Source organism: Nostoc edaphicum CCNP1411, assembly GCF_014023275.1.
Lineage (GTDB): Bacteria > Cyanobacteriota > Cyanobacteriia > Cyanobacteriales > Nostocaceae > Nostoc > Nostoc edaphicum_A.
The window spans coordinates 6,951,947-6,975,724 of sequence record NZ_CP054698.1 but is presented as its reverse complement, the minus strand read 5'-3'; the positions used below and the strand labels follow the sequence as shown (position 1 = coordinate 6,975,724).

Annotated in this window: 16 protein-coding genes and 2 pseudogenes; 5 read left to right on the top strand and 13 right to left on the bottom strand. The window is 44.3% G+C overall.

The window, feature by feature from the left end; all coding sequences use genetic code 11:
• Nucleotides 1–1,478: 1,478 nt before the first annotated feature.
• Nucleotides 1,479–1,674 (top strand): annotated as a pseudogene (locus HUN01_RS32145) (ISH3 family transposase); the annotation flags it as partial.
• A gap of 561 nt (nucleotides 1,675–2,235) precedes the next feature.
• Here the strand turns inward: HUN01_RS32145 and rimM are convergent.
• The 3 genes from rimM to HUN01_RS32130 all read right to left on the bottom strand — a co-directional run bounded on the left by rimM (nucleotide 2,236) and on the right by HUN01_RS32130 (nucleotide 4,460).
• Nucleotides 2,236–2,838 carry a ribosome maturation factor RimM gene (rimM, locus tag HUN01_RS32140; protein WP_181929562.1) on the bottom strand — a complete coding sequence of 201 codons (603 nt, stop codon included), beginning with the start codon at nucleotides 2,836–2,838 and terminating at the stop codon, nucleotides 2,236–2,238.
• A 132-nt stretch (nucleotides 2,839–2,970) separates the two neighbouring features.
• Nucleotides 2,971–4,254, bottom strand: coding sequence for a valine--pyruvate transaminase (locus HUN01_RS32135; protein ID WP_181929561.1), 1,284 nt, complete (start codon nucleotides 4,252–4,254; stop codon nucleotides 2,971–2,973).
• A gap of 38 nt (nucleotides 4,255–4,292) precedes the next feature.
• A complete protein-coding gene (locus HUN01_RS32130; protein ID WP_176726899.1) occupies nucleotides 4,293–4,460 on the bottom strand; it encodes a hypothetical protein in 168 nt (55 codons plus the stop codon).
• Between HUN01_RS32130 and HUN01_RS36300 the strand changes: the two genes are divergently transcribed.
• The gene (locus HUN01_RS36300) at nucleotides 4,459–4,590 is read left to right on the top strand and encodes a hypothetical protein (RefSeq protein ID WP_257798055.1); all 132 of its coding nucleotides are present in this window, start codon (nucleotides 4,459–4,461) and stop codon (nucleotides 4,588–4,590) included. The genes HUN01_RS32130 and HUN01_RS36300 overlap by 2 nt on opposite strands.
• Before the next feature lie 24 nt (nucleotides 4,591–4,614).
• Entirely contained in the window at nucleotides 4,615–5,724 is a 1,110-nt protein-coding gene (locus HUN01_RS32125) for an S-(hydroxymethyl)glutathione dehydrogenase/class III alcohol dehydrogenase (RefSeq protein WP_181929560.1), read from the top strand.
• A gap of 511 nt (nucleotides 5,725–6,235) precedes the next feature.
• Here HUN01_RS32125 and HUN01_RS32120 read toward each other — a convergent pair.
• Nucleotides 6,236–7,909, bottom strand: coding sequence for a hybrid sensor histidine kinase/response regulator (locus HUN01_RS32120; RefSeq protein ID WP_181929559.1), 1,674 nt, complete (start codon nucleotides 7,907–7,909; stop codon nucleotides 6,236–6,238).
• Between the two features lie 204 nt (nucleotides 7,910–8,113).
• On the opposite strand from HUN01_RS32120, the pseudogene HUN01_RS36720 reads away from it, so the two are divergent.
• Nucleotides 8,114–8,332: pseudogene (locus HUN01_RS36720) on the top strand (hypothetical protein); the annotation flags it as partial.
• A gap of 20 nt (nucleotides 8,333–8,352) precedes the next feature.
• Here HUN01_RS36720 and HUN01_RS32115 read toward each other — a convergent pair.
• Nucleotides 8,353–10,278, bottom strand: coding sequence for a GTPase family protein (locus tag HUN01_RS32115; protein ID WP_181929558.1), 1,926 nt, complete (start codon nucleotides 10,276–10,278; stop codon nucleotides 8,353–8,355).
• A gap of 45 nt (nucleotides 10,279–10,323) precedes the next feature.
• Between HUN01_RS32115 and HUN01_RS32110 the strand changes: the two genes are divergently transcribed.
• Entirely contained in the window at nucleotides 10,324–10,467 is a 144-nt protein-coding gene (locus HUN01_RS32110) for a hypothetical protein (RefSeq protein ID WP_181929557.1), read from the top strand.
• Between the two features lie 213 nt (nucleotides 10,468–10,680).
• On the opposite strand, the gene HUN01_RS32105 is transcribed toward HUN01_RS32110, so the two are convergent.
• The 8 genes from HUN01_RS32105 to HUN01_RS32075 form a co-directional block, all read right to left on the bottom strand.
• Nucleotides 10,681–13,323, bottom strand: coding sequence for a chloride channel protein (locus tag HUN01_RS32105; protein WP_181929556.1), 2,643 nt, complete (start codon nucleotides 13,321–13,323; stop codon nucleotides 10,681–10,683).
• A 224-nt stretch (nucleotides 13,324–13,547) separates the two neighbouring features.
• Nucleotides 13,548–13,673 carry a hypothetical protein gene (locus HUN01_RS36295; protein ID WP_257798054.1) on the bottom strand — a complete coding sequence of 42 codons (126 nt, stop codon included), beginning with the start codon at nucleotides 13,671–13,673 and terminating at the stop codon, nucleotides 13,548–13,550.
• A gap of 14 nt (nucleotides 13,674–13,687) precedes the next feature.
• Nucleotides 13,688–15,001, bottom strand: coding sequence for a TldD/PmbA family protein (locus HUN01_RS32100; RefSeq protein WP_181929555.1), 1,314 nt, complete (start codon nucleotides 14,999–15,001; stop codon nucleotides 13,688–13,690).
• Between the two features lie 389 nt (nucleotides 15,002–15,390).
• Nucleotides 15,391–16,251 carry a Tab2/Atab2 family RNA-binding protein gene (locus HUN01_RS32095; RefSeq protein WP_181929554.1) on the bottom strand — a complete coding sequence of 287 codons (861 nt, stop codon included), beginning with the start codon at nucleotides 16,249–16,251 and terminating at the stop codon, nucleotides 15,391–15,393.
• Nucleotides 16,252–16,503: 252 nt separating this feature from the next.
• A complete protein-coding gene (locus tag HUN01_RS32090; protein ID WP_181929553.1) occupies nucleotides 16,504–17,148 on the bottom strand; it encodes an HAD-IA family hydrolase in 645 nt (214 codons plus the stop codon).
• 306 nt (nucleotides 17,149–17,454) lie between these two features.
• Nucleotides 17,455–18,648: an NAD(P)/FAD-dependent oxidoreductase gene (locus HUN01_RS32085; protein WP_181929552.1), complete on the bottom strand. Its 1,194-nt coding sequence runs from the start codon at nucleotides 18,646–18,648 to the stop codon at nucleotides 17,455–17,457.
• 424 nt (nucleotides 18,649–19,072) lie between these two features.
• Nucleotides 19,073–20,221 (bottom strand): alanine--glyoxylate aminotransferase family protein, encoded by a 1,149-nt coding sequence (locus HUN01_RS32080; RefSeq protein ID WP_181929551.1) that lies wholly within the window; start codon nucleotides 20,219–20,221, stop codon nucleotides 19,073–19,075.
• A 308-nt stretch (nucleotides 20,222–20,529) separates the two neighbouring features.
• Nucleotides 20,530–22,833 (bottom strand): glycoside hydrolase family 65 protein, encoded by a 2,304-nt coding sequence (locus tag HUN01_RS32075; RefSeq protein WP_181929550.1) that lies wholly within the window; start codon nucleotides 22,831–22,833, stop codon nucleotides 20,530–20,532.
• Nucleotides 22,834–23,778 lie beyond the last annotated feature (945 nt).

Sequence of the window (23,778 nt, the reverse complement as noted above, 5' to 3'; positions counted from 1 at the left end):
GGGTTTGAGTCAGTTGTTGTAGGTATCTTAGTTTAAAAACCCACTTACCAAACCTTAAACAAACATACCTCTTTCTTGCTCACGGTGGTGTTTTTACAGAATTATCTAATTCAATTGGGAAAAATCTTGAACAGGTCTGAATGCTGCTCTAGGTAAGACAGGGCGAAATCAGTAAGTCAGCCATGCAAGCTTTAATATTGCTAGTTATTTTCATTTAGACTTTCTTACATTACTAGGAATTGTGGCATTTGGCAATCCTGTAATTAATAGCGAATAATTATCAATATTTGAAATATGTGTCATTTTAGACTATTGTCAAAATATTCTATGACTTTCGATAGATGTCAACACCTGGAAACAGCCTGCGGCTTTCAACGAAGAGGCAGGGATCAGGGGAAATTACCCCATCCTCCTGCTGTGGAATTCATGACCCATTATTTCCTCTACTTCTTCCGTTTTTTCCTTTTCTCCTCCTTAAATTACTTGACGAATACCCTTATGAGTTATGGTTTCGTCTTTATGAGCACATTGTAGAAATTCCTCGCGGACGCTTTATGGAGTTGATGGTGCTGTCAAAGGGTAGAGTGCAGACATCGAAATATCTATATCATGCAAAATTTGCATGTTCAGCCAATGTTTCGTGAAAAACTCCACGCCCAATGCCGGCAGGTGGCAATCCCTCTCCACCCACAAGCTGTGTATACACAAGTGAAATTACCACCTTTAATCCCCCCGTTTATTGTGTGGAAACAGGAATCTAGTACCGCAAGGCGGAATTAAAAATTAAAAATGAATACAGCATAAGTGTTTCGTTGATTTGGAATGATTGGTTTATTTCCGCCGTGTTGTACTAGTTCCCTCCCCAATGCATCGGCTATCCATTAGTCACATCTTTCTTTACAATCTTGAAACGCTTGTTTTGCCGATATCTTGAACGCTGAGGTGTCAAACATACTTGACAGATTGGCTCTTATGGCGCCTTATAAATTCAGCCAAATGACAGAAGCAGCCAGATAAATTGCGCCTAGAAAATTTGCAAAAAGATATCAATAAAATTGATCATTATCAAAAAAACAGTATTCTTAGATACATTTTTTGGGAAACCCCTTGAGCAAGTTTAAATAAGTAAAACTAATGAATTACCTCAAAAGTTAAGGGTAACATGCCCATCAAAACATAGTTCTGGTGTTGTGTTACGCAATTTTTGTAAAGTATGGAGTGAAGAATCAAAATTGAGGATTATTTAGTTTGGCTATGACTATAACTACCCCAGTTTTAACTGATAGTAAAACATTGAACGAAGTAGTTAACTGTTTAATAGAAAATATTCCAATTCCGGCTCAAGGTAAGTGTGAACAAAAGAATATCTGGTTATTCTGTTCATTTTATGGAACAGAATAATAAATAAAACCTAAAGATAGGCTATATTTATTGCTGTAACTGGGTTTTAATTTTTTGAGCCTTTCTATAAAACTGCGGGAATCTGAGAAGGTAAGCAAAGAATTGCTATCGATTTTAACTTAATTCCATATTATGGTGAACCATCACTTTTCAGTTGCACCATATATTTATAGAAGTCAAGCTAAAAGTGGCACTTGTCCTTTCTATGCCTACGCTACTGTTTATGTAATTAAGAAGAATAAACGAGTCACCAAAGCTTACAAAGCTGTTCAATAACCAAATACAAAAGTAGCAATTATCCCTTATCTTCTAGCACTGATTGAGCCTGATTTATAAACTAATCTTATCATTGAGCCAAGCTGTTAGCTTTTGTATATTTCTCCCAAAAACTGTATCTTAAACTACCATTTTTTAGCGATGAGGGTGGGCGTCTCGCCATAGGTGTCAAGTTAAGCTCAAACTTCCTATGTCAATAAGCATTTATGCTTAACAATTTGGTTTTAAAGGGACAAAAAACGAACTTTTTCAGGGACTATTAATGCTTTGTTTATTAGCATCACTCCCAGCTTGCGTATAAAAGTCAGAAAAAAGTTCACCTTTATACTTCGTTCCTAACAAAACCTATCGTTGACAAATTGGTTTTAACCTCAAGTTGACACTAATGGCAAGATACCCATCCCACAAAACTAGCAAAATCATCCCGCAAATATGCAACGCCAATTTTTTTAGCCAATACTCAATCAGAAGGAAATAGCCTTGACGATTTTTGGTAAAGCTTGAGTCACATCGCTTTGCTCCGAATTAAAAATTAAAAATTACCATTCAATTAATGACCTAATTATTAATTTCCAATAACCCAGGCGGCGGCGTGATTTCAATGCGATTAGATTTCAAGTCTACTACTGGTGCGATCGCTTCCACAAATGGAATCAAAACAGTCTTTTGTTTTTTGTCATTTGTCACTTGTTCTTTGTCATTTGTCATTTGTCCTTTGTCAGTGGTAAAAGATGGGTGCAATTTTACTTCTAACAAATCATTCCCAGCCGGGATGATGTCTACCACTGTACCAACGAGTTCGCCAGATGCTTGCATGAAGACTTCCAAGCCAATCAAATCGAGGACATGATATTCATCTTCGCCTAATTGGGGGCGATCGCTTGCTGGCACCATTAACGTACAACCGCGTAATGCCTCCGCCTGATCGCAATTTTCTACGCCAGCTAATTTAATCACATACAAGTTTTTGTTACTGATATAACGTCCTGTCAATAATTCGATTGGTTGTGGTTCTGTCTCACCTGAACGCAACAACCAACGTTTTCCCGGCACCTCAAATCTTTCGGGAAAGTCTGATACAGGGTAAACCCGTAATTCTCCAGACAATCCTTGAGGGGAAACAATCTTACCAATTTCTAGCCAATTATCTGAATTTGTCATTTGTCATTTGTCATTGGGCATGGGGCATGGGGCATGGGGCATGGGGCATGGGGCATTGTTTATAGTAGTTATTCTCCTTGTCTCACTCATCTCCCCACTCAGCACTCAGCACTCAACACTCAGCACTCAACACTAGGCAGTCACAGGCGCACACTTATAAGCTTCCTCAGTCACTTTTGCTAGACGTTGCATTGCTGTGGCAATCTCTTCATCGCTACCGGTAAGGCTGATGCGGAAGCATTGGTGTTTGTGCGCCCACTCTTCCTCTAATCCAGGGAAGAAGGTACTTCCAGGGACAATAATCACACCTACTTGCTTTAATTGCTGGTAAAATTCCCAGTCACTAATGGGTAAATCCTGTAACCACAACCAAGCAAAAATTGCCCCTTCACCGCGATGGAGAAACCAAGGTAAATCCTTGGGCATCGCTTGTTCTAAGCTGGTTTCTAAAACGGTAAATTTATTTTGATAGAAGGGACGGATGACAGTGTGAGAAATTTCCACTAAGCGGCCAGAATTAATTGCAAGAGCTGCGATCGCTTGGCCGTAACGTGAAGAATGGAGGCTCATATTTGCCTGGAAACACTCCAGCACTTCAATCCACTTTTCATCCCCAATGGCAATACCAATCCTTTCTCCTGGTAACCCCGCTTTCGATAAACTCATACAGTGGAGAATATTATCACCAAACACTGGTGTCATTTCGGTAAAGTTTAATGCGGGGAAGGGAGGCGCATAAGCCGAGTCAATTAACACTGGCAGATTGTAAGGCGCAGCCAGGGCGGCAATCTTTTTCACCTCATCATCAGTGAGGACGTTACCAGTGGGATTACAGGGGCGAGAGAAGAGAACACAACCTGTATTTTCTGTAATTGATAGTTGGCTGAAGTCGGGGCGATATTTAAATCGGTGGGCGGCTTCATCAATATCGAGAGTCGGTTTGTAAGCGATTAAGGCTTTTGGAACTAAGCAGATACCGCCGTAACCTGTGTAGTCAGGGCTGAGGGGCAAAACGATTTGTTTTAACTCGCCGCTAGGGGTATAGCCACCAAAGCTATTCACAGCGTAGAAGTAGAGGGTTTGACTACCGGGTGTAATGAGGATATTGCGATCGCTTAAGTTTAACCCGTAGCGTTTGTTAAAGTCGTTGGCGATCGCTTCAATTAATGGTGCATAACCCTGACTTGAGCCGTAGCGACAAACCACCTCACCATATTCTGGACTAGCGAGAAGCTGCGCAGTGCAATCCCGCCATAATTGTTCTACCTCTGGCAAAATCAACGGATTACCAGCACTCAAATTAATAAACTGCTGCCCTGCACCCCCTCGCAATGTCTCGATAATATCCTTCATGATTGCTCTTACGCCAGTCAGGTTGGACATTTGAGCGCCAATTTGTGTTAGGGCAGGGTTCATAAGCTGTGACAAAATGTATTAATTGAGGGGTGAACAAATTATTTCGGAGTTGCTGCTGACATCCAGTTTACATCGTTGTCAAAACGGCTGTTGCCGTCTTTAACCAATCTAGCTAGAGAATGATATTTTAACAAAGTAATAATATTTATCGTTATAGTGGCGATCGCGCTTAGTAAATCTGATGAAGTGATACAAAAGTGTATCATGCGCTCAATACAGATGATGGGAAGTGGAGATGAGGGAGACAAGGAGAATAACTACTATAAACAATGCCCCATGCCCCATGCCCAATGCCCCATGCCCAATGCCCAATGCCCAATGACAAATGACAAATGACAAAACTATACAGGAGTGCTGACATTGGAAGTTAAAGCAGCAGTAGCTTACAGTGCAGGTAAGCCATTAACGATTGAAACTGTTCAACTATCGGGGCCAAAAGCCGGCGAAGTTTTAGTTGAGGTTAAAGCAAGCGGGGTTTGTCATACCGACGCTTTTACCTTATCTGGTGATGATCCCGAAGGTTTGTTTCCGGCTATTTTAGGACATGAAGGTGCTGGTGTAGTAGTGGAAGTAGGGGCTGGTGTCACCAGTCTTAAACCAGGGGATCATGTGATTCCCTTATACACTCCCGAATGTCGCCAGTGCGAATATTGTTTGAGTTTCAAAACTAATCTCTGTCAAGCCATTCGCCTAACTCAAGGACGCGGTGTTATGCCCGATGGCACTAGTCGCTTCAGTCTCGATGGGCAAATGATTCATCATTATATGGGTACATCCACTTTTGCCAACTATACGGTGCTGCCGGAAATCGCCTTGGCAAAAATTCGGGAAGACGCCCCATTTGATAAGGTTTGCTACATTGGCTGTGGTGTGACTACTGGTGTTGGTGCAGTTATCAATACTGCCAAGGTGGAACCTGGGGCAAATGTTGTAGTTTTTGGCTTAGGTGGTATTGGCTTAAATGTCATCCAAGGGGCGCGGTTGGTAGGGGCAAATATGATTGTCGGGGTGGATATTAATCCCAGCAAACGCGCTTTGGCAGAAAAGTTTGGTATGACGCATTTTGTCAATCCCCAAGAAGTAGAAGGTGATTTAGTTCCCTATCTGGTTGATTTAACAAAAGGCGGCGCTGATTACAGTTTTGAATGTATCGGTAATGTCAAAGTTATGCGTCAAGCATTAGAATGCTGCCACAAAGGTTGGGGCGTTAGCGTAATTATTGGTGTTGCTGGTGCTGGACAGGAAATCAGGACTCGTCCTTTTCAGTTAGTAACTGGGCGCGTTTGGAAAGGTTCGGCATTCGGTGGCGCTAGAGGGCGTACAGATGTGCCAAAAATTGTTGATTGGTATATGGAAGGTAAGATAAATATTGATGATTTGATTACTCATGTGATGCCCATTGAGCAAATTAATGATGCTTTTGAATTGATGCACAAAGGTGAATCAATTCGTAGTGTGGTAACTTTCTAATTCGTAATTTGTAACTGATGCTTAGAGGTTGTTTTAAAAGTGGTTAGCTGTGACTTTCAGAACCTATTGATCCCCCCTAGCCCCCCTTAAAAAGAGCTACGGTGTACACACAAGTCAAAAAAAGATCAATTTCCCATTTTTCTCTCGTTTATCTCGTTCCTATGCTCTGCATAGGAATGCCTGATTAGAGGCTCTGCCTCTAGTCAGATATTGAGTCAGAGACTCAATGAATGCATTCCCAGGCGGAGCCTGGGAACGAGAAAATGCTTATCAAGCTAGGTTTTTAGGACTTGTGTGTACACCGTAGCTTAAAAAGAGGGGAAAACTTCTTAAAGTCCCCCAATTTATCGGGGGATTTAGGGGGATCTAAAACTTTTCGCTACCAACAACAGGATTTTTCAAACAACCTCTTAATATGCTTTTGAGGACATTTTGAGCGATCGCTTTTATCCGGGTGAACCTGCGACAGATGATTTAATGGAATAAAAGCGATGTTTAAAACGGGCTACGCTTACGCACTCATGAGATAGTGTCGATCAATTTCTGCTGTAAGTATTTCAAAGTCCACAGGCTTGGTTAAGTGGCATTTGAACCCAGACTTAAGCGCAAGCTCTTTATCCATTTGGCCACCGTAGCCGGTGAGCGCAATCAGAATTGAGCGAGTAAATTTAGAGTCTTTACTCAGTTCTTGTGCAACTGCGAATCCATCCATTTCAGGAAGCCCGATGTCACAAATAATCACATTAGGCTCCAACTCCCTCGCAGTTTCTAACCCTAAAATTCCATTTTTGGCAATGAAAACTTCATGCCCAAAATACTCAAGTACTGCTTGTAATGATACGGCTGAATCGTCGTTATCTTCGATGACTAAAATTTTCAACGATTTTTTAGCCGCCTCTTTAATCTCCAAGTCGTTATCCAAGGTTGTCATCTCTTCGCATACAGGGAAAGTAACTTTGAATTCTGCTCCCAAATTAATCCCTCTACTTGAGGCTTCAACGTTACCACCATGAAGTTCCACCAGACTTTTAACTACCGATAGTCCCAAACCTAACCCGCCTCTCGAACGATCTAAACTGCGATCGGCTTGGGTAAATGGCTCGAAGAGTTCTGGTAAGATTGTCGGGTCTATCCCTATACCTGAATCTCTTACAGATAAGGCCGCTACACTTCCTGAGCCATTCTCATCAGGAATAAATGACAAATCCACCCAAATCGTCCCATCTGGCTTGGAAAACTTTAAGGCGTTATCAAGAAGGTTTCCAAAGATTTGGAAGAAGCGGGTGGAGTCAACATAAGCCCACACGGGTGTGTTTGGCAAGTCTTGTACTACAGTAAGATTCGATCTCTTTATTGCTTCTGCATGATCATTGAGACTCTGGCGAACTAAATCTACCAGATTAAACTTCTCAAGGTTTAATGAAATCTTCCCGTAGGTAATGGATGATACGTCGAGTAGCTCATCGATCAATTTTGAGAGGTGCTTAATCTGGTGTTGCATCATTAAAACTGTTTCCCCGACTGCGCCAGTCTGGCCCAGTTTCAATTTGAGAAGCTGAACGCCGTTGGAGATGGGGGCAACAGGATTCCTCAACTCGTGAGCTAGCATTGCAATGAATTTGTCTTTTAGGGCGTTTTGGTTCGTAAGTTTCTGGAAAAGTTGGACGTTGGCGATCGCAACTGCTGTAGTATCAGTAAGAATCTCCAGCAGTTCTATTTCTTCGAGCGTGGCTCGGTGTGTTGTACTCCAGTAGGCTCCAATTGCACCGAGTGGATCAGCAACCCGTATGGGAACCATCACTAAACTTTTGACAAAAGTCACTTTGTAGGCATCAATCGGTATTCGAGCATCCTGATAAATATCTTCAATCACGGCTGCTTGTTTATTGAGCATTGCCCAACCGGAGATGCAAGATTTGAGCGGAAAACGCATACCTTTCCAAAGTGGCCCGATGGCGTTTTCATCGACATAGTGGCAACATTCACCATCCCGCAGTACAAAAGTTACTCCATCAGCATTCGTGAGATCACGGGCCGCCAAACGCACAATTTCAATAATTTCCTCAATAGTCCGCACACTGGCTAAATCCTTCACGACGGCAAGCAGGCTATTGTAAGACGAAATGCTATATCTCTGATGTGAATTCTGTTCTTGAGAGATGGAGGTTTGTAATATATTTTTCATAAACAACTCCGAATAAAAGGGGTATCTGAGTAAAAATTCAGGTAAAGAAAGCGGGTAGGTTTCAGCAGACACCTACTCTTAATCGTAATCTTAACTTTGATGTTAGGAGTACGACCCAATACCACATTTTGGATTTGTGATTTTCTTAGTATAATTACGCTATTTTCCAGTAAAATAAATCGTAAATATACTTAAAAAGACGCGATAAATCGCCGTCTCTACAAGTGTTTTTGGTCTTATCTGAACTGTATTGAGGTATGGCCCGTTGTAGACCTGACAATTCAGCGGTATCTGGAGAACCTCTCTCTAAATCTCTCTCCTTTTAGGAGAGAGACTTTAAATTTTCCCCTTTCCCTCGTAGGGAAGGGGGTTAGGGGGTTAGGTCAATCGTTAGCTTTTCCACATAACGTGAAAAGTCAGATTGTAGACATTGCTTATAGGCATTAATTCCTCAATGTAGACAAATTCGCTAAATAATACTCAAATCGCTCCCGGAGTTGTTCAACTGTTAGATTCTGAGTCCAGTATTCCACTAGGGCGTGACCAAATGCCCAGGCGTTGCGATCGGGTGAAGCAGAGTTTTCTAGCAGTAGCGGCCAGAGGGATAGTAATTCAAAGTTGAGCGGGTTAGGGTTGCCTGTATTCAAGAGTGAAAAAAGCTCATATCCCATTTGGAGTTTGCCAATCACAATCGGCAACTGTTCCACGGGAATTTGCTCTGCCAGCATATATGCTAGGGCTGGAGATCCGGTTGAGAGGGTAGAAACAAACTGAAGAACGGGACTTTTGAGAAATGCCGTTAATCCTTGTGTTGTCGTCATCTGGAAGGTGTAGTGGTCGATGATTTTGGCCGCGGCGATGATACGGGCTTCTAGATTCCGCAAAAAGCGGGCGAGACGGAGTTGCTTGCTAGGTGCGATCGCATCTACTAATCCCAGTGAAAGCGCTTCTACTCCCCAAGCGGTTCGATTTGTTTTGCTGTCAGTTGTAACTACGGGTAGAACTAGATTACAAAAATTTCCCAGCAGCTTGGCGCGATACTCAGTGGCTTCGCGAATAGAAACTTCCTTGGGGCGATCGCCCCATTCCCAATCATAAGGTGGTTGCCATTCGCGGATGGGACGCAGACGATCTACTTGAGTGACAATTGCGATCGCAGGTAAATCTGCAACTTCTGCTTTGATATCTTGCAAAAAGTCTACATCCATTTGCAGCGCAGGATCGAGGGCGGGTGTAGCTAACAGCAGTAAATCTGCGTTGATGGCATAATCAAGCACCAAATTTCGGAGATCGGCACGGTTGACTTGTTCGTAGCCAGGTGTGTCCCAAAGCGTCAAGGTTTCTCCACTTTGAGTCTGCCATTGATAATTTTGAATCCGATCGGTACTGGGTAAAACATCAACGGCTGCGAGATCCGCCTGAAATAACGTGTTAATCAGGCTACTTTTTCCCGAACCCGTGCGCCCAACCAGCAGAATATTCACGGGTTTTTGCTCAACTGCCTCAGCTGGTTGAGCTTGAGTTAAAATATCTCGGAGTGTTTGGGTTTTTGCCTTGGGTAAAGTTGGTGTGGATACGGTTGCTGAAACTGGTAATGTGCTACGTCCGTAGAGTGCGATCGCTTGTCGGCATAAGTTTCTCAGGGCAGCTTCCCGAAATAACTGACTCAAATTCCCCAATAATTGCTGAGTTGCTTGGTTACTAGAACCCTGACTGGCTTGTTTTGCCACCGCCGCCACCGGATTTAAAACCCACTGGGCCCAGTTCCAAGCTTTCCAGAATTTCCGAGCCGATGGTTCTAACTTTCGGTAGACTTCGTATCCTTGGTATGCTTGCCCAACCGTTACCTGATTGAGAACAGGCGATAACTTTTGCATCCACTGATCCATATCATCCACCGTTCCCCGAATCAGCCCGTAAGCTTGGGGAACGTAAATATTCAACAGGGGATATTGAATTTGAGGATTGTAGATATGAGCGATCGCGACAACTAAATCTTGGCATCGCGTCCAAAAAGTTTGCCAGTCTTCCCAAATCGGGCGATCGCTTTGTGCTGCTTGCAGAATTTCTTGGAGTGCGGCTTCTGCTTGCTTTGTGGTGTCACTTCCCACTGTTCGTACAGTATTCTCTACTGTCGATTCTAGTTCTTCTTGGACTTGAGCTAATACAGCTTCTACTTGGTTGACAGCAGGTTGAGTCCATTGGACTAGCAGCCAACGCCAACCAACGAATAAAAGGGTGAATACACCCCAAATCCAATTAATGCCCCACGCATGAATTTGCGAACCGGCGGATACCAGTAAAAAAATGATGATAAACGCGATCGGGATTGCTAAAACTACCCACTGCCACGGTTTTAATCGCACCATTGCCCCATACCTGCTTTGGTTAGACTTCTTATACAAATAGTAACTATGATGCCTTCTCTACGAGAGGCTTTTTTGGCGTTGCATATTTGCGGGATGATTTTGCTAGTTTTGTGGGATGGGCCGAAAAGCCATTGGTGTCAACTTAACGCGAAACCGCACGTCCGCCAACACGTCCGCCAGGGATTGTAAATCCCTGTCTCATAGCTAAAGTCTTCTGAAGAAGACTTGAGAGCGCAAAAATTTTCAGTCTACTTCAGTAGACTTGAGCAATTAGTCAGGGATTTACAATCCCTGGCGGGTGAAAAACACCCAATCAGTGCGCTATTTTTGGCTTAAGTTGACACCAGTGGCGAGACGCCCACCCTACAAGAATCATCCCTTGATTGAGCAACGCCGCTTTTTTTAAGTATTAATTGCACCCCTAACCAAAATCACTGTACTTTCTACACCAGAGGCGATCGCTTCTGGAATATTACCTTGAATCGCCTGCTGCAACAATCCCTCGCGCGAAGCTCCCAAAACTACAACATCATAGCCTTCGGTTTTCACTAAGTTAATTACACCTTCCGCAACAGAATCAGCTTGCACTGGGAGCGCAACTACAGTACTGGACAATTTTCGCCGCCGCATCAAATGGCGGATGGCTTGTTCTAAAACTGACATATCTGGCTTGAGTTCCGATGGCTTAAACACCTGTGTCAGACGAATTTGCGGATCATTTCCCAATGTAATTAAAGCCGGTAACAATTTAATCGCCAGAGGGGAATTGGGGCCACCAGCCATTGGGACTAGCCAGCGGTTGAAGGAGTGGGGAGTGGGGAGTGGGGAGTGGGGAGTTTTGCCTAATTTTACTAAGACTACTTCGCAGGTGGCTTGGCGAATTACGGTGTCTACGACTGTGCCAAAAATCCGACCGGGGGTAGATGTGTTACCTTTCCATCCCATTAAGATTAGGTCGATGTGTTGTTCGTTGATTGTCTCCAAAATTGCCTGCGCTACGTCATGGGTAACTCGAATCTGCGTGTGTAGGGGAATTTTCCATTTTTTTGCTAAGACTTCCGCCTGTCGTAGCAAGCGGCGACTTTTTGCTGTTCTTACCTGTGTTTCTGATGGGGAACTGTGGCGGGGTATCAGCATCACTTGCACGCAATCTATTTCATAATGGCGATCGCGGGCAATAGCTGCTGCCATAAGTAACAAAATACCTGCTGTTTCGGGATTAGCTACGGGCACTAATAATCTACCTCTGCCGATGCTGGGCGATCGCGTTTGGTAAACTATGTATGAAGGTTCTGGTCGCAATCCAGGAGTCCTGTTGTCACAATTGAGATGATCTGCTTCCGCCCGAATAATATCTGCACGGGTAATAATCCCAATCAGTTTTCGTCCATCCACCACTGGTAAGCGACTGATTTGATAGCGATCGAGTAAATACAGTACATTGCCCAAGGTGTGGATTGGTGTTACTGTCACTGGGACAGATGTCATAATTTCTTTTAAAAAAACATCGGCTAGGTTGCGATCGCGAAGTGTGTGATTTGTACTCTCGCGTGTTTTCAGCAAATCTGATTGCGTCACAATCCCCACTAACTTGCTATCTTCTACCACGGGAAAACCGCGATGATGGGAACGGGCAAAAGCTTGCATTGCGTCTTCCAAACTCATCTCTGCATCTAGAGTTTCCACCCGTTCTTGCATCACATCTTTTGCAGTTAACTTGGTTAATGCTCCCTCCATCGGAACTTCTTTAGTGAGAGTGATGCCCTTTAACTCCAAAAGTTTCTCATAAAGCGAACCAGGCACAACCTTATCCGCAACCAAATAAGCTGCTACAGAAACAATCATCAAGGGTAACACCAGATTGAAATCTGTAGTCATTTCAAACACAATCACAATTGCTGTAATTGGCACCTTGGAAACGGCACTAAAAAATCCACCCATACCCGCTAAGGCGTAAGTAGTAGGAGAACCAGATCCAGTAATATATAACTCAGATACACCGATAATATGTCCCAAACAAGAACCCAAAATCAGACTGGGAGCGAATAATCCCCCCGGTGCGCCTGAACCAAATGCTATCAGTGTGAGGATGAACTGAGCAGCAAAAGCGATCGCTGCTACTGTCGGATGGGCCCCTCCAGTAATTAAGGACTCTCGTAATCCTGTATTATCACGGAATGACGCCGGGAGCATGGCCACAATAATACCAGAGATAAATCCAGCTAAAGCCACCCGCAGCGGTAAGCTGATATGTAATCTTCTATAAAATTTAATACTAAATATTAAGCCGCGATTAAACAATGCACCAAACAACCCTGCCAAAATACCCAATAGCACAAAAAAGGGAATTTCGGGGATAGAAAATTGGCTAGAAGATTGCGTCAATTGCAGGTTAAGGTCAAGAGAGCCACCACCTAAAAGTCGGGATATTACCCCACCAATAAAGGAGGCGATAATGGCAGTTCCCAGAGTCAGTCCTGATAAATCTTGGAGTAACTCTTCAACGATAAATAATACACCTGCGATCGGGGCATTGAAAGCAGCCGCCAAACCAGCACCGGCACCCGCTGCAATCATTTGCCGTCGATGATCTGGGGAAGTGGGAACCCAACGACTCATCCCCGCTGCTAAACCAGCCCCTACTTGGACAGTGGGGCCTTGGCGTCCCAGAGTCATGCCGGAACCGATGGCGATGATCGCACTGAGTAACTTTACACCTGCCACCCGCCAAGATAATGACATCGGTACATTGGCAAGAGTTGCTTTGACTTGCGGGATACCGCTACCAGAAGCCTCTGGTGCCAACCTATCCACCAACCATCCAGCCACAAACCCCAGAGTAAGACCAATTGCTGGTAGTGCCAGCCATACCGGGAAAATCTGGGTACTATGAACTCGCCATGTCCCCAGCCATCCCGATCCCACTTTCAGAAACACCGCAGATAGGGCAGCAACCAGACCGATCACACAAGCTTCGGCGATCGCTAAACCTCTTCTAGGCTGCCACCAGGTGCGAAAGCGCTGATTCAGAACAGGAAGAGACATAATTTTTGGGGATTAGGGCATTGGGCATTGGGCATGGGGCATTGGGCATTGGGCATTGGGCATTGGGCATTGGGCATTGGGCATGGGGCATGGGGCATTGGGCATTGGGCTATTGGAGATGAGTCTTTAATACTGGTGAATGAGTCTTTTATATTCGTGGACGAGTCTTTAATACTCGTGGACGAGTCTTTGATACTCGTGAATGAGTCTTTGAACTCCACTCTCTATGCCCCATACCCCATGCCCCATGCCCCCATGCCCCCATGCCCCATGCCCCATGCCCCATGCCCCCATGCCCCATGCCCCATGCCCCATGCCCCATGCCCCATGCCCCATGCCCCATGCCCCATGCCCAATTCCCAATTTAATTACTTCTCCCCGTGGTGTATAGCCCTTCTACTATCAGAGACGGAGTATAACAAGAACCATTCCAATCGGCATCATTGCCCAGTGTAACCAATTGCTTGAGGGCTGTGTAGACATTACCTGCAACCATCGTATCCTTAACGCGCCCAATTACTTGACCATTTTGGACGCGGTAGCCTAAATCAACGTTGATTGAAAAATCTCCAGAAATACTGCCGCCACCACCCAACATTTGATCCACAATCAAGCCATCATCTAGTTGTTCAATTAAGTCTGGTAGTGATGCCGAACCTGGCTGGATGAGAAAATTAAATAAACCAGGGGTGGGATAGCTGCCCAAGCCAGGGCGAAAACCATTTCCAGTGGTGTCAGTTCCCAATTGGCGTCCGGTGGTGCGATCGCCATAAAAATGCTGTAAAATCCCGTTTTGGATAAATACTAAAGATTTAGTCGGAGTGCCTTCATCATCAAAGGGGCAACTATAAGGGCCCGCTTCTGGATCTTGGTAGAGGGTAAGACTGGGTGCAACTACTTCCTTACCCAAACGTTCTGCCCAAGGGGAAGCTACTTCTAAGACTCGCTTGCCATTCAACGCTGCTTGTACAGTACCCCAAAGCATATCGGCGGCTTTAGAAGTGAATAAAATCGGGACACGGCCAGTAGGAGGTGAGACATTTTCTCTGGCCCAAAGTAACCGTTGTAAAATTTGGTTAGCTAATCTCTCCGGGTGGAGTTCTCCCCGCTTAGTTTGACCATCAGAAACACTTAAAAAATCATCACCGCGTACCCATTCTGCTGATATGTAGCAGCTGAGGGTAGTATCCGTATAGTGACAATCTAAACCTTTAGTGTTGACTAGTCTAGTGGTTTCAATATCACATTCCCAGTCACCATTGCATACAACATCGGGATAGGCATCACGGATGAGTGCGATCGCTTCTTTGCCCCAATCTACCAAAACCTCTATGGGCACACTTTCCCCTAAATCTGGGTAGGAGGGCTGAAAGTTAGAGGCTAATTCTACTGTTTCTGGATGATTAAGTTCACTTAGTCCCAGAGCTTTTTCCACCATTACTTCGGCTGTGACAGAACCGTAAGCCACCGTGAGTCCTGGTTGCCCGTTTCGCCAAAGCCGTAGTGCTGTGCCTTCAGATTGACTGGTTTCTAGCTGTTTGAGTCGGTTTGCCTCAAAAAACACTGGACGAGAAAGCGATCGCGACTGATACACCTCAGCTGCTTCTGCTCCAGATTTTATAGCTAGTTCCAGCAGCTGTTCTGCTAGTGTATCTTGTGACAAATTTTCAGAACCCATGACCCTTAGTGAATTGTGGATTTTGAACCGCATATCAACGCTTTCTCAAGAAAAGTGCGATCGTCAAAAGCCGACGATCAGACTTTCTACTGATGAACGCAGATAATTATCCAAAAATCATCAGCGTATTTCGATAGTTACGATTTGAAACCGCAGAGCAACACTGATGGACGCAGTTAATTATCCCAAATCATTGTCATGTCTCAACGGATCTGGTCATTTGTCATTTGTCATTGGTCATTTGTCATTGGTCATTTGTCATTGGTCATTTGTCATTTGTCATTGGTCATTGGGCATGGTTATTTTCCTTGTCCCCAGTCCCCAGTCCCCATTCCCCATGCCCCATGCCCCATTCCCCATTCCCCATGCCCCATGCCCCATGCCCATTTTCAAAGATTAACCTCTTGCAACAGCCAAAAACCAGCAAAAGATTCTGCTTTGGGATCAGACTGCACACCGATAAAATGCACTCCGTTAGCTTTTTGCTTGGCTTCTTCAAAACCTTTAGCTTCTGCTAAGATTTGAGGCTTCTTAATATTTGCCACAATCCAGCTTTCTGTTACACCGGTTTCTAAAAGCAATCTCGCTTCTTCGCTAGTGTCAAATCTTAAGAAAGCCAACTCCAAACCAGACATCCAGCCAGCTAAGGGCAATGCTCTTGGTGAGAAAATCAAAATACCAGGAATCCGAGCTTCCGGTGAAACTTTCGCCAACTCTAGGGGGAAAGCTTCACCAAAACCAATTTCCCATTCTGGCATCTCAGCAAAATCCGCAGCATCTAAGGTAACAAATACCCACTGCTGTCCTTCCAAAGCATCTGGTAAACGTTGCGGCAAAGGTTTTTCCAAGCGGACTGAAGGATTAGTCCCTCCTTGATATCCTGCTTCTTGAGGATACACTTCCTCCATTCGCTGTTCTAACCATTGGTTGAGAACTAAAGTGCGGCGGCTAGGCTGGGCGGGAATGCTCAAGTCTTGACAGGCTTTAGTAATCATATTGTTCATTTGGCGGCGGAAAAAGCGGATTTTAATTGGTGCTTTTCCAGCCTGGTTAATAGCCTCCTGCAATGCTGTCCGCAACCAACCCGAATTTACCTGGGTACTGGGACAATATTGAGCATAGCGAAACAAAGAATCTGCTTTTGTGTCGATATCCAAGGGGCTTTCGCAAACTAAGACTTCCCAAATTTTTTTCTGATTAGCGTCCAAAATCGGACGGGAGTAAAAATCGATTTCCCAAATACTGCCCATGTTTTGCGGTAAAAATCTGGCTGTTATGTTTTCCTGATATGTTGATCATACGAGTGTTGGGGCAGCATTGGACATTGAGAATGGGGCATGGGGCATTGGGCATTGGGAATTGGGATTGAAGATGAACGTAGTTCTGAGGAGGAACGAAACCCAACATTTAATCCTTGTTCATGTTGGGCTTAACCCTGTTAGCCTTATAATCGACGTGGGCTGAAACCATGATTTTCCCGAAGGTTTATGAAAGTTTGCGATCTAGTGACGGTTGATCCAAACGCCTCTGAGTCCAGCGGCTTTAGCTGCATAATAGTCTTCTACAATGCTATCGCCGATATGCCACGCCGCCTCTGGGGAACATTTATGTTTGTCTAAGGCAATGGCAAAAATTTGAGGATCGGGTTTAGCTGCACGTACCTGGGTAGAAATGGTGACGGAGGTAAAAAACTCTCTCAATCCCAAACTTTGTAATACTGAGTAAATCCGAGAATCAAAATTGGACAGCACCCCCAAGCTAACTCCCAACCGCCGCCAGTTGATTAAAGCTGGTAAGACATCGGGATAGACAAACCACGGTTCACCAGTGCCAAAGTGAATGTAAAGTTCGCTAAAAAAAGCTGAAAAGTCAGAAAATTCCTTGAGAACACCTGCCCTTTCAAAAGTGTTCAGGGCAATTATCCGCCACCAATCAAACTCGCGCTGGGGAATATCTTGCAGTTCTGCATCTGGGAATATCGGCGGCGGGGCTGCTTTAAAGCTTTCGATGAAGGCTGTATTCAATGTTTCGGCTGAAACTGTAACGTCAAATTCCTGGGCTATCTGACTATAAACTTTGCCCACACTACCTTTGACATCAAAGAGTGTACCCACAGCATCTAAAAAAATAACTTTCGGTTGTTCCATCAAAGTTTGAAAATTTTGAATGTTGAATGTTAGATTTCGGCTTGTTAAAGAGCTTCTGTGGGTAGAGTCTAGCATCTGCTAAGTAGGTTGGCAGAAATAAAGCAAATAACCGTAAATTTGTTGGTTCTTTACCAACGCCCTTCAGGAGTGCTGAGTGCTGTTAGCGGTAGCAGGGCGTTTAGCCCGTGCTGAGTGCTGAGTTGGGAATCTCATTTTTTACTCAGAACTGGGAACAGGAAAGAGTCACTAATGACCAATGACAAATGACAAATGACAAATGACCAATGACAAATGACCAACCTGAAATTACCGAGAAAGTGTTTCTATTATTGGACGGGCTAGCCAATTAAAACCAACTTTCAGCTGATGCTCTAAAGTTGGCAACCTATACAAATAGGCAACGCGACGGGCGACGTATGCCAAAGGCCCATCTAGTTTAACTCCCAAACCAGTGAGAGTGGCGTTGTCTATTCCTAATGCCATCATTTCTCCTAACTGTTGGTAATGGAAGGGAAGGATGGGGCGATTAGTTAGAGTTGCCCAGATATTCCAAGCAGTATAATCAGCTTGTTGAAAAGCTGCTTGTGCGGTAGCAGGGACTTGTTGTCCTTCAGCATCATGACAGTCTGCTAAATCTCCCAAGGCAAAGATTTCTGGATGATCAAGAACTTGCAGATTGGATGTAGTGGTGATTTGACCACGCTGATTTTGCTTGAGAGGAAGAGATTTCACTACGGGCGCAACCCTAGTTCCCACAGTCCAAATTACTAAATCTACGGGAATCGTGTCTAACTGGTTTTTGTACTCTAGGGAGATGGTATTTTGCTCGATTGATTCTACTTTGGTTTCTAAATCCAGAAACACACCACGGTTTTCTAAAGCTTTTTTTGCTGCTTCCCGGTTAAACTCTGGGGAAGTTCGCAAAATTTGGTCAGCGATTTCAACGATCCGAAAGCGTCCTCTTTCGCCTAATCGGTCGGCTAACTTACAGGCTAACTCTACACCACTGTAGCCAGCCCCAACGATCGCTACCCGAATTTTATCAGCATCCGATTCTTCTAAAAATCGCAGGCGTTCTTCTAAACGATAGGCATCAGAGATTGTGCGGAATGTGTAAGCGTAGGCTGCTGCACCCGGTACTAAATCTAGCGGTGTCTCACCTCCTAGCGCCAGTACTAAGCGATCGTAAGGGATTTCGGGCCCTTCTTGTATATTTACCCGTTGCTGGTCGATGTCAATTCCAGACACAACCCCTTGATAAAAACGCACCCCTGTACCTTGTAAAATTTCTTCAAAGGGTGGGGCAATTTCCCAGGTTTGCAGTTCGCCAGTGAGTAATTCGTAAAGTAAAGGAGAGAATAAGAAGCGATCGCTTTGATCTACTAGAACAATTTCGGGTTTTTGCGTAGATTCCCAAGGTAATTGGCTTAAGCGCAGGGCTGTGTAAAGACCACCAAAGCCTCCGCCAAGGATACAAATTCTAGAAGTTTGTTGAGTCATCTATACCTATCTGTGGAACAGTCAATACTAGTTGAGCAACTAACTTCAGGGTAACTGAAAGTTTAGATTTCAAAACCCTTCATTTGTATGAAGGTTCCCATATTTTTATCAATAAAGGCAGGAGGAATACTGCTTCCAGCACTGAGAGCAATTGATCAGAGCGAACTTGGGTTTAAGACAAGAACACCAAATTAAAAATTTGGTGGCTTTATATTCAGTACCCTCCTGAATCCCCAACAGAGGTAAGACCTTCTGCCTCCTGCCTTCTGCCTCCTTCAATACGCAAAAGCTGCCATCTGCGACTTTATCTCAAACCTAACCCCCAACCCCTTCCCTACAAGGGAAGGGGAGCAAAAATCAAAGCCTCTCTCCTTTTAGGAGAGAGGAATGGAAGTGAGGTCAGAATATTAAGTTGCACATCGCGTTACTTAGGTAAAACCTGTCGTAATGCTGCTAAAAGTTGGTCAACACTTTCTTTACGACTATTAAAGCCCATCAATCCCACGCGCCAGACTTTACCCGCGAGTTCGCCAAGACCACCGCCAATTTCAATATTATGTTCATTGAGTAACTGCCGTGCGATCGCTTTACCATCTACCCCTGCTGGTATGCAAACAGTGGTCAGCGTTGGTAATCTATACTCTTGCTCAACGTGCATACTCAGTCCTAAACTCTCCAAGCCTTCCCAGAGATACTCTACGTTCTTTTGATGCCGCTGCCAGGAATTTGCTAACCCCTCTTCTGCAAGCAAACGTAGTGCTTCCCGCAATGCATAGTATAAATTAATGGGTGCTGTATGGTGATAGGTGCGTTCAGTACCCCAATACTTGCCCAGCAACAACATATCTAAATACCAGTTTGCAACCTTCGTTGGGCGCTGTTGCAATTTCTCAACTGCACGCGCACTCATGGTAAAGGGCGAAGCACCAGGCGGGCAACCCAACCCTTTTTGGCTACAACTATAAGCTAGGTCAACTCCCCAAGCATCTAAAAACAACGGGACACCACCCAGACTTGTCACCGTATCTATTAACAGCAAAGTACCAAATTCACGACACAAATCAGCGACCCCTTCCAACGGTTGACGTGCGCCAGTGGAGGTTTCAGCATGAACTAAAGCTAAAATAGCTGGACGATGAGTTTTTAGGGCAGTTTGGAGTTCATCGAGGTTGAAAACTTGTCCCCAAGGTTTGGTAATAGTTTGCACATCAGCACCATATCGTCCAGCCATATCCACGAGGCGATTACCGAAGTAACCAGCGACACCAATCAAAACCACATCACCAGGTTCTACAGCATTGGCGATGGTTGCTTCCATTGCCGCTGTTCCCGTACCACTGACTGCAATAGTAAGTGAGTTTTCTGTTTGCCAGACGTAGCGTAACAACGACTGAATTTCATCCATGAGGGCGAGAAAAGCTGGGTCAAGATGCCCAACAGGCGAGGTATTCATCGCTTGGAGAACTGTAGGATGGGCATTGGATGGCCCAGGGCCCAACAGCAGACGGGATGGGATTTCTAGCGGTTTGAGTTGCAAGTGCCCAGAGTCGTTGATTGAAATTGTTTGCGTCATAATCTGTCTTCGCCTAGACGATACTTACCGGATCATATAGGAATCCGATTTCATTCCTGAACTTACTTGTGTAGTGAGGGAACAGGAAAGAAGCAATATCTACACTCTTCACTTTCCTTGTGGTCTGGGAAAAGGTTAAAGTTTTTTTCTTTCCCCTTTCCCCCGCCCCTTATCCCCAGAGGGGGCCCCACCTTCCCCTTTTACCCTTATCTGATAGAGTTGCCTACACTGATTGCAGCCTCCTGCCTTCTTCACGAATTGCCCCTACAGCGATAGTTTTGCGTAAGTCCTATAACTAAGTCTCGCTTCTAAAAGTGAAACTCTGAGCTATCAATTAAAACTTCATCCAAGTCAAACACAACCTCATTAATTTTCGGGTGTGTATCTACCAATGCAGGAACTTTGGCTTCTGCTTCAGCTTGTAAGTCGAAGTCATACCACTCGTTACGCCATTGCAGGCGAAACTTCAAACGCGTCCAGTTAGGTGGTAGGTTGGGACAAGCAACGGGGCCAAATTGAGTCATCCGAATACCGCCAAACCCGAAAACTACCGATTGCCATACTCCTCCAGCACTGGCGGCGTGAATTCCTTCGGCGGCGTTAAGCCTTACGTCTTCTAAGTCTACCAAGGCCGATCGCAGAAAATGTGTATAGGCTTCGGTTGGTTTATTAAGGTCGCAAGCTAAGATGGCGTGAATCGCTGGGCCTAGTGAAGAACCATAACTGTGGTCGGTGCGTTGAGTGTAATAGTCCCAGTTGGTGACAAGGGTGTTATAGTCATAGCGATCGCGCAATAAATACAACAGCATTAATACATCTGGTTGCTTAAGAATCTGCTTTTGGCTTGTAGCTTCAATTCCCAACAAACTTTGTAAAGATTTGCTGCGTGGTTCGTAATCAGCCAGGTTAACGTCTTCTAACTGGAAAAAGCCTTCAAACTGCTCAATTAAACCTGTTTGGGCATCTTCATTGACAAATAGGCGCTCTTGAATTTCTGCCCAATTGTGCAGCCGTTCTGTGGTTAAGTTGAGTTTTTGCACCAGTTGTGCTGAGGTTTCAGGGTAAGCTTGTTTGAGCCAGTCCCACAGCGCCAAAGCTGACTGCAAATGCCACCGTACCATAAGATTGGTGAAGGCATTATTATCGACGCGATCGTGATTTTCATCAGGGCCAATCACATCTAGGATGTCATAGCTGTGGCGCTCTTGGTTCCACTGTACGCGACTTTCCCAGAACACAGCCGTATCAAGAAGAATTTCCGCGCCATAATCTCGCATCCAGTCATCATCGTTGGTAGTTTGCCAGTAGTGTAAAACTGCATAAGCAACATCAGCGGTGATATGCACTTCAATGTCACCGCACCAGATGCGGATTAATTCACCGTTGGGAGCAGGAACCCAGCGCGGAGTTACTTCATCGCCAGTAGTAGCACTTTCCCAAGCAAACATCGCTCCTTGATAACCTGCTTCTTGAGCTTTGCGTCTAGCTCCTGGTAAGGTGTGGTAGCGGTAGGTGAGCAAGTTCCGCGCTAGGGCTGGTTGAGTTAAGGTAAGAAAGGGAAGGATGAATATTTCCGTATCCCAAAAGATATGTCCGCTATAAGCAAAACCAGAAAGGGTTTTGGGAGGGATGCTGACTCGGCTATCGTGACGTGGTGTTACAGCTAGTAATTGGAAGAGATTGTAACGGACGCTCAATTGAGCCAAGCGATCGCCTTCTATTATAATGTCACTGTCTTGCCACACTTGTTCCCATGCCGCAATGTGAGCTGCTAACAGGGTAGTATATCTCGGTTCATCAGCGAGTCTTTGTAGAGCGGCTGCAACAGGAATTTCTGTCTCTCGTGAAGTAAATAGGGTGACAATCTTTTCTACAATCGCCGTTTTTCCTGGGTATAACTCCAAGGTGGTTGTCAAAGTGGGACTAGAAGCATTTACGACGCTCACGGGTGTAGGTTCGTCACCATCTACCACTAACTTAGCCGCCATCCCAAGTTTAATACCTGAGTGGATGGTTTGACTGTTTAGCCAGATAATCTGATCTATGCCACCTTGGTTTAAAGTTCGCCAATGTTTGACGCCTTGGTTATGTGGTTCGCTGTCAAATCCTGCTTCGATGGTAATTTCACCCTCAAAGTCTACGGATGTAACTTGAGCGCGAATCGCCAAAACATGTTGGTCTGCTAAACTCGTGAACCGCTCAAAGTGAAAATCTAGAGTATGACCATTAGGACTACGCCAGCGCACATCACGACTAACTAAACCTAAGCGTAGATCAAGGCGGCGTTCATAGTTGAGAATTTTACCACTCTCCAGGCTAAAGCGATCGCCTGCTACTTTCACCACCAATGGCAGCCAGTTGGGACAGTTTACCAATTCGGTATTAGCAATTGTCACATCATCATAAACACCGTGAATGAGTGTGGCTGGAAAATCCTCAGAATATCCTTCTTCAAACGTACCCCGTACTCCTAACAACCCATTACCAAGAGTGAAGACGGTTTCTTTGTGATTTAACTGCGTTGAGTCAAACTCCGTTTCAATAACGTTCCAGTCAGTATTGTCAATTAATTGTTGATTTTGTTGAGAATTGTGAGTGGATACGTTGAGCATGAGTAATAAAACCTATGTCTTTGGTCAGGATGCAGTACAATTAGAAGCAATCTTGAATTGATTAACTCCTTTGCTCTAGCGCCTAGACTTGAATACAGTCTAAACACAAAAAAAAGACGTTCTTACTAACAGTAACGTTTCATATTTCATCTGTCTACAGTTATATTTCATTAATAACGGCAGTTAGAACTCATAAATCTTAACTAGCTATGAACTGATCCAGGTTTTCACCAATTTATTTCATATTTATAAGCATCACAATGCAATTAATCGCATTGATAAATCCAATTCGCTGCTTTTCGCAATAACGCTCGTTCCTCTCCACCGCTCCGCTAACGCAATTAAACTCAGACAGACACAACGGCAGAGGCAATACGGTTTAGTTAAGGTTTCTGACTGGACCAAGCCTCTAGGCTGGGAAGCCATTCTGGTAGGCAGAGCCTCCAGTAGCTTGAATTGAGGCAGAGCCTCTTTTAAATACATTCCCATCCTCTAGGCTGGGAACGAGACAACACAAGCCTTTGGGCTTTTCTTAGTGCCATTCACCCTTTACCTTTTCCCCCACTTTTGCAAGAAGTCTTTTCTATAAGACTAGGATTGAATTTTTGAAGTATACGTAGGGTATGTTAACGAAGCGTAACGTACCACAAACACACCCTACAAGACTACTAAAAGTTTTCCAAAAACAATTTACGCTTTTTATAATAGTCTTGGCATTACATTAAACATAAAGAAAACCCTAATTTGTAGTGAGTGATTCATTGCTTAAAATAAGGAACTTTAAGACTAAAGTTTTTACTACAAACTTTAATTATATCCAGGGTGTGTAAATGAATTTGGTTAATTTACTAAATGATTTAACAATCTACAATTTAGTATTTTAGTCTTAAAAAGAGCTTAATCAATCGATAATCAACCCACATTAAAATTAGTATTTAGCTCAAT

Coding starts and splice junctions, on each gene's coding strand:
- rimM (WP_181929562.1), bottom strand. CDS start 2,838: ATGACAAATTCAGATAATTGGCTAGAAATTGGTAAGATTGTTTCCCCT.
- HUN01_RS32135 (WP_181929561.1), bottom strand. CDS start 4,254: ATGAACCCTGCCCTAACACAAATTGGCGCTCAAATGTCCAACCTGACT.
- HUN01_RS36300 (WP_257798055.1), top strand. CDS start 4,459: ATGCGCTCAATACAGATGATGGGAAGTGGAGATGAGGGAGACAAGGAG.
- HUN01_RS32130 (WP_176726899.1), bottom strand. CDS start 4,460: ATGATACACTTTTGTATCACTTCATCAGATTTACTAAGCGCGATCGCC.
- HUN01_RS32120 (WP_181929559.1), bottom strand. CDS start 7,909: ATGAAAAATATATTACAAACCTCCATCTCTCAAGAACAGAATTCACAT.
- HUN01_RS32115 (WP_181929558.1), bottom strand. CDS start 10,278: ATGGTGCGATTAAAACCGTGGCAGTGGGTAGTTTTAGCAATCCCGATC.
- HUN01_RS32110 (WP_181929557.1), top strand. CDS start 10,324: ATGATGCCTTCTCTACGAGAGGCTTTTTTGGCGTTGCATATTTGCGGG.
- HUN01_RS32105 (WP_181929556.1), bottom strand. CDS start 13,323: ATGTCTCTTCCTGTTCTGAATCAGCGCTTTCGCACCTGGTGGCAGCCT.
- HUN01_RS36295 (WP_257798054.1), bottom strand. CDS start 13,673: ATGGGGCATGGGGCATGGGGCATGGGGCATGGGGCATGGGGCATGGGG.
- HUN01_RS32100 (WP_181929555.1), bottom strand. CDS start 15,001: ATGGGTTCTGAAAATTTGTCACAAGATACACTAGCAGAACAGCTGCTG.
- HUN01_RS32095 (WP_181929554.1), bottom strand. CDS start 16,251: ATGGGCAGTATTTGGGAAATCGATTTTTACTCCCGTCCGATTTTGGAC.
- HUN01_RS32090 (WP_181929553.1), bottom strand. CDS start 17,148: ATGGAACAACCGAAAGTTATTTTTTTAGATGCTGTGGGTACACTCTTT.
- HUN01_RS32085 (WP_181929552.1), bottom strand. CDS start 18,648: ATGACTCAACAAACTTCTAGAATTTGTATCCTTGGCGGAGGCTTTGGT.
- HUN01_RS32080 (WP_181929551.1), bottom strand. CDS start 20,221: ATGACGCAAACAATTTCAATCAACGACTCTGGGCACTTGCAACTCAAA.
- HUN01_RS32075 (WP_181929550.1), bottom strand. CDS start 22,833: ATGCTCAACGTATCCACTCACAATTCTCAACAAAATCAACAATTAATT.